The sequence below is a fragment of the Corynebacterium sp. NML 150383 genome (assembly GCF_002285085.1).
GTDB classification, from domain to species: Bacteria; Actinomycetota; Actinomycetes; order Mycobacteriales; family Mycobacteriaceae; genus Corynebacterium; species Corynebacterium gottingense.
In genome coordinates, this window is record NZ_NSGK01000002.1 from 1 (window position 1) to 13224 (window position 13224).

General features: G+C 64.4%; 10 protein-coding genes and 1 tRNA gene. 8 read left to right on the forward strand and 3 right to left on the reverse strand.

Annotated elements, in window-relative coordinates:
• Positions 1-386 precede the first annotated feature (386 nt).
• Together CKJ85_RS01990 and CKJ85_RS01995 are read right to left on the reverse strand one after the other, a co-directional pair.
• Positions 387-460: transfer RNA gene (locus CKJ85_RS01990), tRNA-Pro, on the reverse strand.
• A 79-nt stretch (positions 461-539) separates the two neighbouring features.
• Complete coding sequence (locus CKJ85_RS01995) at positions 540-1436, reverse strand: metallophosphoesterase (RefSeq protein ID WP_095553466.1); 897 nt, start codon at positions 1434-1436, stop codon at positions 540-542.
• Positions 1437-1504: 68 nt separating this feature from the next.
• On the opposite strand from CKJ85_RS01995, the gene CKJ85_RS02000 reads away from it, so the two are divergent.
• Entirely contained in the window at positions 1505-1957 is a 453-nt protein-coding gene (locus CKJ85_RS02000; RefSeq protein WP_095538153.1) for a GatB/YqeY domain-containing protein, read from the forward strand.
• Between the two features lie 13 nt (positions 1958-1970).
• Here CKJ85_RS02000 and CKJ85_RS02005 read toward each other — a convergent pair whose 3' ends face one another.
• Entirely contained in the window at positions 1971-4448 is a 2478-nt protein-coding gene (locus CKJ85_RS02005) for a transglycosylase domain-containing protein (RefSeq protein ID WP_095553271.1), read from the reverse strand.
• Between the two features lie 363 nt (positions 4449-4811).
• On the opposite strand from CKJ85_RS02005, the gene CKJ85_RS02010 reads away from it, so the two are divergent.
• The 7 genes from CKJ85_RS02010 (at position 4812) to CKJ85_RS02040 (ending at position 13205) form a co-directional block, all read left to right on the forward strand.
• Positions 4812-5090 (forward strand): WhiB family transcriptional regulator, encoded by a 279-nt coding sequence (locus CKJ85_RS02010; protein ID WP_095275337.1) that lies wholly within the window; start codon positions 4812-4814, stop codon positions 5088-5090.
• 345 nt (positions 5091-5435) lie between these two features.
• Positions 5436-5531: a K(+)-transporting ATPase subunit F gene (kdpF, locus tag CKJ85_RS02015; RefSeq protein WP_233125659.1), complete on the forward strand. Its 96-nt coding sequence runs from the start codon at positions 5436-5438 to the stop codon at positions 5529-5531.
• A complete protein-coding gene (gene kdpA / locus CKJ85_RS02020) occupies positions 5528-7243 on the forward strand; it encodes a potassium-transporting ATPase subunit KdpA (RefSeq protein ID WP_095535927.1) in 1716 nt (571 codons plus the stop codon). Before kdpF ends, kdpA begins: the two co-directional genes overlap by 4 nt.
• On the forward strand, positions 7240-9294 hold the full coding sequence (gene kdpB / locus CKJ85_RS02025; RefSeq protein WP_095553272.1) for a potassium-transporting ATPase subunit KdpB: 2055 nt from the start codon (positions 7240-7242) through the stop codon (positions 9292-9294). Before kdpA ends, kdpB begins: the two co-directional genes overlap by 4 nt.
• 13 nt (positions 9295-9307) lie before the next feature.
• Positions 9308-9859 (forward strand): potassium-transporting ATPase subunit C, encoded by a 552-nt coding sequence (locus CKJ85_RS02030; RefSeq protein WP_095535929.1) that lies wholly within the window; start codon positions 9308-9310, stop codon positions 9857-9859.
• A gap of 12 nt (positions 9860-9871) precedes the next feature.
• A complete protein-coding gene (locus CKJ85_RS02035; protein WP_095553273.1) occupies positions 9872-12496 on the forward strand; it encodes an ATP-binding protein in 2625 nt (874 codons plus the stop codon).
• Positions 12486-13205: a response regulator gene (locus CKJ85_RS02040; protein WP_095553274.1), complete on the forward strand. Its 720-nt coding sequence runs from the start codon at positions 12486-12488 to the stop codon at positions 13203-13205. The genes CKJ85_RS02035 and CKJ85_RS02040 overlap by 11 nt, the downstream gene beginning before the upstream one ends.
• The last annotated feature ends 19 nt before the right edge of the window (positions 13206-13224 follow it).

Genomic DNA, 13224 nt, shown 5'->3' on the forward strand with positions numbered 1-13224 from the left:
ATGGCTGGAGTGGTGGACCTTCATGTTGCAAGCCAGGAATCCCGATTCGACGAGCACTTTCCCGCCGTAGCCGGAGGTAAGACCGGGAATCTATAGCTCAAAAAGCACACATTTTGTCGCTTAACCCGGTGGGGCTTGGCTGGATGCGGCTGTTGCCTGCCGGGGTGTGGGGGTCTGGTGTTATTCGGCGAGATGACGAGGGCAGGGTGACGAGGATGCGAGTAAATGTCTGCGACTTCGTCATCGTGTTCTCGTCAAACGCGCCCCGGCCGGGCCCAGGCCGAGCCCAGACCGGCCGAGCCTGCCCGGGCCCCAGCCCCACACACCGCAACCCCGCCAACAAGGCAAAGCAAAACCCCGCCCTGCTGGGCGGGGTTTCAGTACCGTCGGGATAACAGGATTTGAACCTGCGACCTCCTCGTCCCGAACGAGGCGCGCTACCAAGCTGCGCCATATCCCGGTTGTAACTGCTCTGCTGAGCGGTACCTGGGATACTTTAGCCCAGCGTCGCCGTTTGGCCAAAACGGCAGGTCAAGTGCCTACTCGGCTCGTTCGGTGATGTGCAGCAGCGCCGCCGACGGCGGGCAGAACAGCCGCACCGGCGCGTACTTGGAGGTGCCGAGCCCGTTGGAGACCTCCATCCACATCTTCCCGTAGCGGTGCAGGCCGGAGGCACGCTCGCGGTCGATGTCCGCATTCGTGACGATGGCGCGCTCGCCCGGCAAACAGATCTGCCCGCCGTGCGTGTGTCCGGCAAGCGCGAGGTCGTAGCCGTCTGTTTCGAATTGGTCGAGGACGCGTCGATAAGGCGCGTGCAACAGGCCGATCGACAGGTCCGCGTCTGCATTGGGTGCTCCCGCGATCTCCTCGTAACGGTCCAGGTCGTGGTGCGGGTCGTCCACACCGGCGAGCGCGAGTCGGAGGTCGCCGACCTTGAACTCGAGGCGGTGGTGGGTGGCGTCGCGCCAGCCGCGCTCGATGAACGCGGCGCGCATCCCCTCCCACGGCAGGTCTACGTACGACGGCTCGCGCTTCTGGTCCAGCAGGTACTTGAACGGGTTGACGGGCTTCGGCGCCCAGTAGTCGTTGGTGCCAAAGACGAACGCACCGGGGCGGTCGAGCAGCGGCCCGAGCGCGTCGAGGACCCACGGCACGCCGCGCAGGTCCGAGAGGTTGTCGCCGGTGTTGATCACCAGGTCGGGCTCGAGCGCGTCGAGGGAGGAGACGAACTCCACTTTGCGCTTCGCCCCCGGGATCATGTGCAGGTCCGCGATGTGAAGGACGTCGAAGGAGTCCTTCCCGCGCAGCGTGCCGGGCGCGAGCAACGGCAGCTCGTATTCCTTGAGCTGGAAGTTGGTGGTCTGGCTCGCGCCGTACGCCAGCGCGCCTATGCCGGCCGCGCCGAGGCCGCCGATGGTCGTTGCGATAGTTTTCAGCTTGCTCACCCGCCCAACCTTAGTGTGCCCCCGCCGTCTTGGGGGGTGCGTCGCGTATCGTTTGCCCTATGAGTGCATTGAAAGATCAGATCCGCGCAGACCTCAAGGAAGCCATGAAGGCGAAGGAGAAGGAGCGCACCGGCACGATCCGCATGCTGCTGGCCTCCATCCAGGCCGCGGAGACCGAGGGGTCTAAACACGAGGTCACCGACGAGGACATCCAGAAGATCATCGCCCGCGAGGTGAAGAAGCGCCGCGAGTCGGCGGAGATCTACTCGCAGAACGGCCGCGAGGATCTCGCGGAGTCCGAGCTCGCGGAGGCGGAGATTCTGCAGGGCTACCAGCCGAAGCAGCTGGATGATGCGGAGCTCAAGGAGCTTGTCGACGCCGCCGTGTCCGCCACCGGCGCCACCTCCATGGCCCAGATGGGCCAGGTGATGAAGGAGGCGACTGCCAAGGCCGCTGGCCGCGCCGACGGCAAGCGCATCTCCGAGGCAGTCAAGGCGCGCCTTTCCCAGTAAGCGCTGACCGCGCCTACTGCTGGCCGTTGCCGCCGAGGATGTTGCCGATGTTGTCGGCGGCGTCGCCAAGCTGGCGGCCAATATCATCCAGGTTGACCGGTGCCTCCGGCGCCTGGGGCGCCGCCGGGCCCGACGGTGCGGGGGCGGAGGGGGCGGCCGGCGACGGGTTCGCCGGGGCCGCTGCGCCCGCACCGCCTGCATCTCCGGCGCCTGGGGCGCCGCCGGAGCCGCCCGAGCCATCAGAAGCGTTGATGGTGACCAAGCTGCCGGGGGCAAGGTTCGGATCCGCGGGGACGGCGGAGACGACGCTGTTGAACGGCGCGCCGCCTCCGGCGACCATGTTGACGGTCACCGTGTAGCCCAGGCCCTGGAGCCGGGCGCGCGCGGTGTTCGCGTCCAAGCCGACGACCTGATCAATCGGTCCGCGCCTCGTGCCCTTGTCAAAGGCGCCGCTGGCGGCCGGGATGCCGGCCGCTGCCGCGCCGGGCACGCCGTAGGCGGTTTGGAACCAGGTGCGGGCGGCCTCGTTGCCGCCGTACAGGTCGCCGTAGGAGCACTGGCGGACTGGGCCGGTGCACAGCGGGGTGGTCTGGGTGCCGTCATTGAAGATGTAGGTCGCCGCCGCCATCCCGCGGGTGAACCCGAGGAACGCGGAGGACTGGTGGGACTCGGTCGTGCCGGTCTTGGCGGCGACCGGGGCGTTCCACCCGGCCGCGGCGGCGGCGTCCTTCGCGGTGCCGTTCACGGCGTCGCCCGACATGCCCTGCGCCAGCGCATTCGCGATGTCGGGCTCGATCGCCTGCTCGCAGGCGGGGCGGTCGATGAAGACCTCCTGGCCGTGCTTGTCGCGCACGGACCTGATCGGGTTCGGCTCGCACCAGCGGCCGTTGGAGGCCAGCGAGGCGCCCACGTTGGACAGCTCCAGCGCGTTCACGGCGGTGGGGCCGAGGACGAAGGCGCCCATGTTCTCGTCCTTGGCGGCCTGGGCGACGGAGCGGTCGTCGCCAAACGAGCCCTCGTCCAGGTAGGAGCGGAGCCCCAGGCGCACGGCAATGTCCACGGTGCGCGCGACACCGACCTGCTGCACGAGCTGGATGAAGGTGGTGTTGGGGGACTGCGCGAGGGCGTCGCGAAGCGAAAGGCGCGGCTTGTAGGTGCCCGCGTTCTCCACGCAGTACGCGTCGGGCGGGCAGTTGGCGGCGCCGCCCTTGCCCATGCCGTAGACGACGGCGCGGGTGGGCGTCTCCAGCATGGTGTCCAGGCCGTAGCCCTGCTCCAGCGCGGCAGCGGCGGTGAAGATCTTGAACACGGAGCCGGCACCGTTGCCCACCAGGGAGGTCGGCTGCGGCATGATGGTCTGGCTCTGCTCCAGGTCCAGGCCGTAGTAGCGCGACGAGGCCATGGCCAGGATGTCACGGGAATCCGCGCCCGGCTTGATCACGTTGACCACCTCGGCCACGCCGTTGGTGTACGGGCTGACGTTGTTGCGCGCCGCCTGCACCGTGGACTCCTGCACCTGCGGGTCCAGGGTGGTGGTGATGGTGTAGGAACCGCGCTCAAGCTCCTCCAGGGGCAGGCCCTTGTCGGCAAGGTAGCGCAGCGCGTAGTCGCACATGAAGCCGCTGTCGCCCGCGGTGAGGCAGCCCTGGGGGAGAGTGCGCGGCGTATCCACGATGCCCAGCGGCTTGCCCGCCAGCACGTCGGCCTCGTGCTGGTCCAGGAAGCCCTGCGCGGCCATGTTGTTCAGCACCACGTTGCGGCGCTCGGTCGCCCCGTCCGGGTTGGTGTAGGGGTTGAGGTATTCCACGGACTGGAGCAGGCCGATGAGCAGCGCGGCCTGGTCTGGGGTGAGTTCCTTCGCCGAGGTGTCGAAGTAGGTGCGCGCGGCGGCCTCGATGCCAAACGCGTGGTTACCAAAGGAGACGAGGTTGAGGTAGCGCGTGAGGATCTCGTCCTTGCTCAGCGTCTTGTCTAGGTCCGAGGCCATGCGCATCTCGCGCAGCTTGCGGGGGATCGACTGCTCAGTCGCGGCCTGCGCGTCCTCGTCGTCCTTCGCGTCCACGAGCCAGAGGTAGTTCTTCACGTACTGCTGGTTAATCGTGGAGGCACCCTGCTCCACGCCGCCGGCGAGCACGTTGGTGACCATCGCGCGGGCAAAGCCCTGCATGTCCACGCCCTCGTGCTGGTAGAAGCGGCGATCCTCGGTAGAGACCAGGGCGTCCTTTGCATACTGCGAGATCTTCTCGCTGGGCACCTCGTAGCGGCGCTGGTTGTAGATCCAGGCGATGGGGGTGCCGTTGACGTCCGTCACCGTGGTCACGCCGGGCACCTCGCCGCCCGACATGTCGGAGAGGTTTGACTGCATCGTCTCATCGGTGCGGGCAATAGCCATGCCGCCGATGCCCGCGACGGGGGCCAGGCAGAGCGCGATAGCGACGCCGGCGGCGAGGAGCGCGGCGAGAAGTTTTCCTAAGGAACTCAGTGCAGACACGCCTTTACCTTAAATGATCGGCGTGCCGCGGGTGAATACATATCTCCCCCCAAAAATGTGACCCATTCGACAGGGGTGGGGGTGTGTGAATACACTTACAGGTGCAAAATGCATACAGCATTCCTGAAGCTTATTTGCCAGGTTGCGGGGCCGCGATTGGGAACCTGCAGCAAGGTAACGGTAGGCCGATGTGGGTGCCGCACAGGCTTGGCGTAGTATAAATTGCGTCAAGGTGTGAATTATGCACGAACGCCCTCCCGAAAGGAGCCCGCCATGACCACAACACTCGGACGCAACGACCTGCACGCTGGACTGCGCGCAGCCTCTACCACCGCGCGAAAGTGTGACGCAGACGGCAACCTCATGTTTGATCGCGGGGAATGGGTGACCAGGGCGCATTGCCGCAACGGCGATCCGGACGCGCTCTTCGTTCGCGGCGCCGAACAGCGCAAAGCCGCGGCCATCTGCCGCCGCTGCCCGGTGCAGATGGAATGCTGCGCGGACGCGCTGGACAACAAGGTGGAGTTCGGCGTCTGGGGCGGCCTTACCGAGCGCCAGCGTCGCGCCGTGCTGCGCAAGAACCCCGATGTGACCGACTGGGCCGAGTACCTGTCCTCCGGAAAGGAAATCGAAGGGCTCTAACGCACGTACGTCTTGCGGCCCCGCTCAACTTTCTGAGCGGGGCCGCACTCTTTTCACGGCTTCTCCCGACGGGTGGAAGTGGGCGCGTAAAGAAAACGTAAGAGTTTGGCAGGTGGGGTGTAAATATCGCGCAAAGAACATGCGGAAGCGACGCTGACTAGCCATAACGTGAGTTGTGGCAGGTGCAATCGCACCGGCGCCTGATTCGCAGCACGTATCGGGCAATCGCTTCAACACATGTTCACATGGAGGACTCTTCCTGATGCTGGACCTTTTCGTCATTGTGGTCGTGTTCCTTACGCTCGGCTGCCCCTCCCTGGTTAATGAGATCAGGAGAGGAAAATGATGAGTACCGTAACCGCGACAGTCGGGCTCATCGTTGTCGCACTCCTCGTGGTCTACCTTGTCATTTCGCTCATTGATCCGGAGCGATTCGCATGATGCACGCAATAGCGGCGGTACTGCCGCAATTCCTCGTCCTTATAGCGCTGCTGGTGCTCGCGTACGTTCCCCTGGGCAGTTGGATGGCGCGCAGCTACACATCCGAGCGGGATTGGGCGGTAGAGCGCGGTATTTACGCAATCCTGCGCGTCGACCCCAGCCGGGGGCACAGCAGTAAAAACTATGCGCGTGCACTCCTCGGATTCAGCCTCGCTTCCGTGCTCGCGCTCTACTTAGTCCAGCGGTTGCAAACGGTGCTGCCGAGTTTCGGCAACGCTCGCGACACGGCGGTCGAGCCGTGGATGGCCTTCAACACCGCGGCGTCGTTTGTGTCAAACACGAACTGGCAGTCCTACTCCGGCGAAGACACGCTGACCAACGCAACGCAGATGCTTGGCCTGACGGTACAGAACTTCGCCTCCGCAGCCGTTGGCATGTCTGTGGCTGCCGCGCTCATCCGCGGCATTGGCCACCTCGGGTATAGCCGCGACACGGTGGCTGAGCAGTCCGGCCAGCAGCTGATCGGAAACTTCTGGGTGGATTTAACGCGCAGCCTTGTCCGCATCCTGCTGCCGCTATCACTGGTCATTTCCACTGTGCTCATCCTGGGCGGCACGATGCAAACCTTCGGGTCCAATCTGGTGAGCGCGTCCGGCGTCGATATTTCGCGTGCGCCGGTGGCAAGCCAGGAAGCAATCAAGCTTCTCGGCACTAACGGCGGCGGTATCTTTGGTGCGAACTCTGCGCACCCGTTTGAAAACCCCACGGGCTTTACCAACATGGTGGAGATCTTCGCACTGCTCGTGATCTCCTTCAGCTTCATCCGCGCCTACGGTGTCATGCTCAAATCCCACAAGCACGCCTATACCCTCCTTGGGGTGGCCGGTGGTCTGTGGGCAGTGATGGTCATGCTGGTGGCGTGGGCGCAGCACACCGTGGTGGGAGGTGCCGCCACTGCGGCCGGAAGCAACATGGAGGGCATTGAGCAGCGCCTCGGCATCGATGCGTCCGCGCTCTTTGCGGTCTCGACGACAGGGACGTCCACGGGTGCAGTCGACTCGATGCATGACAGTTACTCGCCGCTCGGCGGCGGCCTGCTCATCCTCAACATGCTGTTGGGAGAAATCGCGCCGGGTGGCGTCGGTACCGGTCTATACGGCCTGGTGATTGTCGCTGTGCTCGCAGTGTTCATCGGCGGGCTACTGGTCGGTCGCACTCCAGAGTTCATGGGCAACAAGATTGGCCGCCAGGAGATTTCCGCGGTGAGCTTGTACATCCTGACGATGCCGGTACTGGTGCTGGTCGGCGTCGGTGCGTCGGTTGCGCAGCGTGCGCTGGTTGAAGCGTCCGCGACGAACTTTGGCGCGCCGGGCACGCCTGACAACGCCCACGCGCTCTCTGAAGTGCTGTACGCCTTCACCTCGGCGGCAAACAACAACGGCTCCGCCTTCGCAGGGCTGACGGTGACCGAACCGTGGTGGCAGATCTCGCTTGGCGTGGTCATGCTGCTTGGCCGGTTCTTGCCCATCGTGTTCGCGCTGTCGCTGGCCGGCAGCCTTGCGGGGCAGCGTGCCCAAGCAACCACCGCGGGGAGCTTGCCCACGGCTGGCATCACCTTCGCCTTGCTCACGGTTGGCGTCATCGTGCTGGTCGCAGCACTGACGTTCTTCCCCGTTCTTACCCTGGGTCCCATTTCGGAGGCACTCTCATGACTACCCAAACTTTGACACCCCAAAAGAAGCAGCGCAACGACAACAGCAGTCTCGTGGGCCCGGCGCTGCAGGCGCTGCCCCGGAAGATGTCGCCGCTGGAGCAGTCCCGGAACCCTGTGATGTTCGTCGTCTGGGTCGGCGCTGCGCTGACCACGATGTGGTCCATCGCTGCGCCGAGTGTCTACGGCTGGGTGATCACGATTTGGCTGTGGTTTACCATCGCGTTCGCGGCGTTTGCGGAAGCCTACGCTGAGGGGCGCGGCAAGGCCCAGGCTGACAGTTTGCGCTCGGTGCGTGACGACGCCACCGCGAACCTCGTGACCGACAACGGCATCGAAGTCGTCCCGGCGTCGGAGCTAACACGAGGCGCGATTGTCCGGGTTGAAGCGGGGGAGACCATCCCCGGCGACGGTGATGTGATCGAGGGCGCGGCCACTGTCGATGAATCTGCGATCACTGGTGAGTCTGCCCCGGTTGTGCGCGAGGCGGGCGGCGATCGCTGTGCAGTGACGGGCGGCACCGTCGTGTTGTCCGACTCCATCGTTGTCACGATCACCTCCGAGCCCGGCTCGACCTTCGTGGATACCATGATCGCGCTGGTGGAGGGGGCTGAGCGCAGGAAAACACCCAACGAGATCGCGTTGAGCATCCTGTTGTCTACGCTGACGATCCTTTTCCTCATCGCCGTCACCGCCCTTGCCCCAATGGGTGTTTTTACTGGCGCTGAACTGTCCCCACTCTCACTGATCGCGCTGCTGGTGTGCCTGATCCCCACGACGATTGCGGCACTGCTTTCTGCGGTGGGCATCGCAGGGATGAATCGCCTGGTTCGCCACAACGTGCTCGCCACCTCTGGCCGCGCGGTGGAAGCCGCCGGTGACGTGGCGACCCTGCTGCTAGATAAGACGGGCACCATCACCTACGGAAACCGTCAGGCAACGGACCTGATCGTGGCGCAAGGCGTCGATGAACTCGAGGCAGCGAACGTCGCGCGTGTGGCTTCGGTCGCAGATGAAACGCCCGAGGGGCGCTCGATTGTCGCATGGCTGACCGAGCACTACGACCTGCCCTCCGGGGCAGGCGAGGAAGAACGCACCGCCGAGGTCATCCCGTTCAGTGCTTCGACTCGCATGTCCGGCCTGGACCTTGCCGGGCGCAAACTGCGCAAGGGCGCAGGAGACGCGGTGCGCCGCTGGGTCACCGAGGCCGGTGGCCAGTGGCCGCAAGAGATTGAGGCGGCAATCACCCAGATCGCGCAGGAAGGCGGGACCCCGCTGCCTGTTGCCGTGGAAGAGGCGGACGAGACTCGGCGGGTGCTGGCAGTGGTGCGCTTGAGCGACGTCGTGAAGCCGGGCATGGCGGAGCGCTTCGCGGAACTGCGCGCAATGGGCATTAAAACGGTGATGGTCACCGGCGATAACCCGCTCACGGCTGCCGCGATCGCACAAGAGGCCGGCGTGGACGACTACATTGCCGAGGCTACCCCAGAGGATAAACTCGCCCGCATTCGGGAAGAGCAGGCACAAGGGCGCATGGTCGCGATGACCGGCGATGGCACGAACGACGCACCGGCGCTCGCGCAGGCCGATGTCGGCGTGGCGATGAATACTGGCACCTCCGCGGCCAAGGAGGCCGCGAACATGGTCGATCTGGATTCGGACCCGACAAAGCTCATCGACGTCGTGCGTATCGGCAAGCAGCTGCTTATCACCCGCGGCGCGCTGACCACCTTCTCTCTGGCCAACGACCTGGCGAAGTACTTCGCCATTCTGCCTGCGTTGTTCTCCGCGCAGCTGCCGCACCTCGAACAGCTCAACGTGATGCACCTGCATTCACCGCAGTCGGCCATCGTTTCTGCAGTGGTGTTTAACGCGCTGATTATCGTCGCGCTGATCCCGCTCGCCTTGAAGGGTGTGTCGTACACCCCCGCTTCAGCGTCCTCGTTACTTCGCCGCAACCTCGGAATCTGGGGGCTGGGCGGCGTGCTCACACCATTCATCGGGATCTGGCTCATTGACCAGGTCGTCGCACTCCTTCCGGGATTGCAGTAGGAAAGGAATAGTCATGCGTATCTATATGCGTAACCTCATCGCCGGTTTTGTGGCAGTACTGCTGTGTACCTTCGCCCTCGGTTTGGCGTACCCGGCGGCGGTGTGGGGAATTTCCCGCATCAAGGTGGATTCGGCGGAGGGGAGCCTGCTCTACCAGGGTGAATGTCTGGCGGGCTCAGCCAAAATTCAAGATGGCGTGAGCGAAGGCCCGTACTTCTTCCCTCGCGCCGAGGGCATGAGCAACTACGGTGCGAGTAGTGCGGTGCTGCAGGAGGAGATAGGCAAGCGTCGGCAAGCAATTGCTCAGCGGGAAGGGGTCGCGGAGGGCGAGGTACCGAGCGACGCGGTGACCGGCTCTGGTTCCGGCGTCGACCCTGGGATCAGCCCCGCGTACGCCGCACTCCAAGCACCTCGAGTCGCGCGGGAGCAGGGTATGAGTGTCGCGGAGATCGAGGAGCTGATTGCCACCCACACTGACCTCGCTAGCCTGGGGATTCTTGGCCAGGACGCTGTCAATGTGACCACGCTGAACATGGCGTTGCCCACGCCACCGCCCTGCGCATAAGAGAATTGACTTATGTCCACGCACTCCACACCCCAGACTCCTAAGCGGGGTCGGCTCAAAATCTATCTTGGCGCTGCGCCCGGCTCGGGCAAGACCTGCGCAATGCTGAGTGAGGCGCACACACTGCTGCGGGGTGGCACTGATGTAGTCGTCGGCATTGTTGAAGATCACGGCCGTGCCTACACGAAGTCGCTGTGCGAGGGCCTCGAGGTCATTCCGCGGCGGCACGTTGGCGCGATCGCCGCCGGTGAGTTGGATACCGAGGCAGTGCTTAGGAGGCGACCGAGCATCGTGCTTATCGACGAGTTCGCGCACTCCAATCCTCGCGGCGAAACGCACGCGAAGCGCTGGGAGGATGTAGAGGAGATCTTGGATGCGGGAATCGACGTGATTTCCACCTTGAACATCCAGCACGTAGAAAGCCTCAACGACGTCATCACGCAGATCACAGGCATCGCGCCGCAGGAAACGGTGCCCGATGAGGTGGTTCGTGCCGCCGACGAGATCGAGCTGATTGACGTCTCCCCGCAACTGTTGCGCACGCGCTTGAGCGACGGCCAGGTCTACCACGAGGCGCGCATCGCACCGGCGCTAAATAACTACTTTCGCGTCGGTAACCTCACCGCGCTCCGCGAGCTCGCCCTGCTTTGGCTGGCAGATCAGGTCGACGAAGCCCTGGCGGCCTACCGTGCCGAGCAGGAGATCACGGAGACGTGGGAGGCGCGGGAGCGGGTTGTCGTGGCTGTGCAGAATGTTGCGCACGCCGAGCTGCTCATCCGGCGCGGGCGTCGCATTGCCACGAAGTCTTCCGCGGAGCTACACGTGGTGCACGTGGTCTTTGGGGACTCTTTCGCATCCGGTACCTCGTCCGTAGCGGGGTCGGCGCAGCAACTGGCAAAGCTGCAAACGCTGGCCCAGGACGTCGGCGCGCGATTGCACCAGGTCACCGGCGACTCGGTGCCAGAAGCCTTGCTGAATTTTGCACGGAGTGTCAATGCAACGCAGCTGGTGCTGGGGGTCTCCTCCAGGGGACGGTTTGAGCTGCACGGCCCCAGCTCTGTGGTGGATGCGGTGGTGCGCCAGTCCGGCAAGATTGACTGCCACATTGTGAACCTGCCTCCCAAACGAACGCGCAGGGTCACTCAGCTCTTTCGCCCACTGCGCTCGGTTCCGCGCCGCGCGGTGTCGTTGGTGGTGGCGGCTCTTGCCTTCGTCGCGTTGACCGCGCTTCTTGTCGCGGCAGATGGCCAGGCGTTGGGCACCGGCACCTGCGCCGCGTTCTATTTTGCACTCATCCTCCTGGTCAGCCTCGCTGCAGACTTGCTCTCCGCAGTGCTGGTGGCGGTGGCGTCGGGACTGGCGGTGAACTGGTACTTCACCCCTCCCATACATACTTTTGACATTGCTGATCCGGCGAACGCGGTGATCGCCGCTGTCATGGTTGCCACCGCGTTGGCCGTGGGGATCTTGGTTCGGAGGACCAAGGGGGAGCGCCACAATGCGCTCGTAGCTGCCCGCGACGCGGAGCTCCTCACCGTCTTCTCCCGCGCAGTGCTCAACCGCAACGCCGACGTGGCACCAATCGACGCGGTGATGCGGAAAGTCGGCGAAGCGTTTGGATGCCACCGCGCCGAACTTGTTGACGCCTCAGGCGACAGCCTCGCTGTGTGGTACTCCTCGTCTGCGGCACGGGGATCTCAGAGCACTGGCAGCGGGGAGCGAAAACACACTCGTCTCCCTATTCCGCGTTCGGCCCCGGGTAAAAACATCGAGACGGTCGTTTACAGTGAGGACCAGACTGTCGAGCTGGCTCTGGAAGGCCCGGCGTTGTCGGCGCGCGACCGGACCCTAGTCGCAGTCGTCGCTGGGTATCTCGCGGGTGTGGTGCGCGAGGAACAGCTGAGCCAGGAGGCGGCGCGCGTGAACGCGGTGGCGGCGACAGATGAGCTGCGCCGCGCGCTGTTGTCGAGCGTGAGCCACGATCTACGCACCCCACTGGCTACGGCGAAGCTCGCGGTCTCTTCGCTGCGTAACTCGGAGGTGGAATTCAGCCCGGAGGATAGGGAGGAGCTGTTGGCGGAAACCGCTGCGAGTATTGACCAGCTCACGCTTCTGGTGACGAACCTGTTGGACCACTCGCGTCTGAGTGCCGGTGCGGTGACGGCTCGTCGTGAAGCGGTGGAGCTCTACGAGGTGGCGCACCGCGCGATTGCTTCTTGCGCGTTTGGACATTCGCGCGCGCAGACGCAGCGCTTTGTGCTCGATGAAAGCTTGCGGGGCATGACCTGCTGCGCCGATGCCGCCCTGCTCGAGCGGGTGCTGGCGAACCTGTTCGATAACGCGCTGCGCTACGCGCCAACGGGGGAGATTCTCCTGAGCGCGGCAGTTGTGGACGATCGAGTAGAGCTGACTTTGTCGGACGAGGGGCCGGGGATTCCGCCCGAGAAACAAAAGGACATGTTCGTGGCGTTCCAGCGTCTCGGCGATACCAACAACGACAGTGGCGTAGGTCTTGGTTTGTCAGTAGTTCGCGGGTTTGTCGAGGCAATGCGCGGTACGATCACCGTCGAAGCCACCCCGGGGGCAACGTTTACCCTAAGTTTCCCGCGGCGGGAAGGAGAAAGCGATGACGAATAGGAAAGTGCGTATTGCGATCGTGGACGATGACCGGCGTCTGCTCAACGCGCTGCGGATCAACTTTAAAGCGCGCGGCTACGAGGTCTTTGTCGCGGGCACTGGCGCAAAGGGGCTGCAGGTCGTCTCGCGCAACGAGCCCGACGTGGTCATCTTGGATATGGGCTTGCCCGACATGGACGGCTCCGTGGTGCTGGACGGGATCCGCGGCTGGTCCGCGGTACCCGTGGTGATCCTGACGGCCCGCGCTGATCCCTTCTTAAGCGCCGCGGCGCTGGACCAAGGTGCCGATGATTACGTGACCAAGCCCTTTTCCATGGAAGAGTTGCTTGCCCGTGTCCGCGTCGCGTTGCGGCACGGTGCGCCGCAGCAGTCCCCGGTGCACCAGAACACCGGGGTCATTCGCGCGGGGGATCTGCGCATTGATATTCCGCAGCACAGCGTGACCAAAGCCGGTGAGGTCCTCCACCTGACCCCGACGGAGTGGGGTGTGCTCACCACGCTGCTCCGCGCGCACGGCGGACTCGTGCGCAAGGAGGATTTGCTAGAGGAGATCTGGGGTCCGGGTTTTGAAGGGCAGGGTCACTACCTGCGTGTGTATGCCTCCCAGCTGCGGCGCAAGCTGGAAGATGACCCGACGAACCCGCAGTTTCTCCTCACTGAGCCGGGGCTGGGGTACCGCTTCGTCGTGCCTGAGCCGACACGAGAATAGAAGCCCCGCTGTCGCGTGG

Coding starts and splice junctions, on each gene's coding strand:
- kdpF (WP_233125659.1), top strand. CDS start 5,436: ATGAGTACCGTAACCGCGACAGTCGGGCTCATCGTTGTCGCACTCCTC.
- kdpB (WP_095553272.1), top strand. CDS start 7,240: ATGACTACCCAAACTTTGACACCCCAAAAGAAGCAGCGCAACGACAAC.
- CKJ85_RS02035 (WP_095553273.1), top strand. CDS start 9,872: ATGTCCACGCACTCCACACCCCAGACTCCTAAGCGGGGTCGGCTCAAA.
- kdpA (WP_095535927.1), top strand. CDS start 5,528: ATGATGCACGCAATAGCGGCGGTACTGCCGCAATTCCTCGTCCTTATA.
- CKJ85_RS02040 (WP_095553274.1), top strand. CDS start 12,486: ATGACGAATAGGAAAGTGCGTATTGCGATCGTGGACGATGACCGGCGT.
- CKJ85_RS02010 (WP_095275337.1), top strand. CDS start 4,812: ATGTTTGATCGCGGGGAATGGGTGACCAGGGCGCATTGCCGCAACGGC.
- CKJ85_RS02030 (WP_095535929.1), top strand. CDS start 9,308: ATGCGTATCTATATGCGTAACCTCATCGCCGGTTTTGTGGCAGTACTG.
- CKJ85_RS02000 (WP_095538153.1), top strand. CDS start 1,505: ATGAGTGCATTGAAAGATCAGATCCGCGCAGACCTCAAGGAAGCCATG.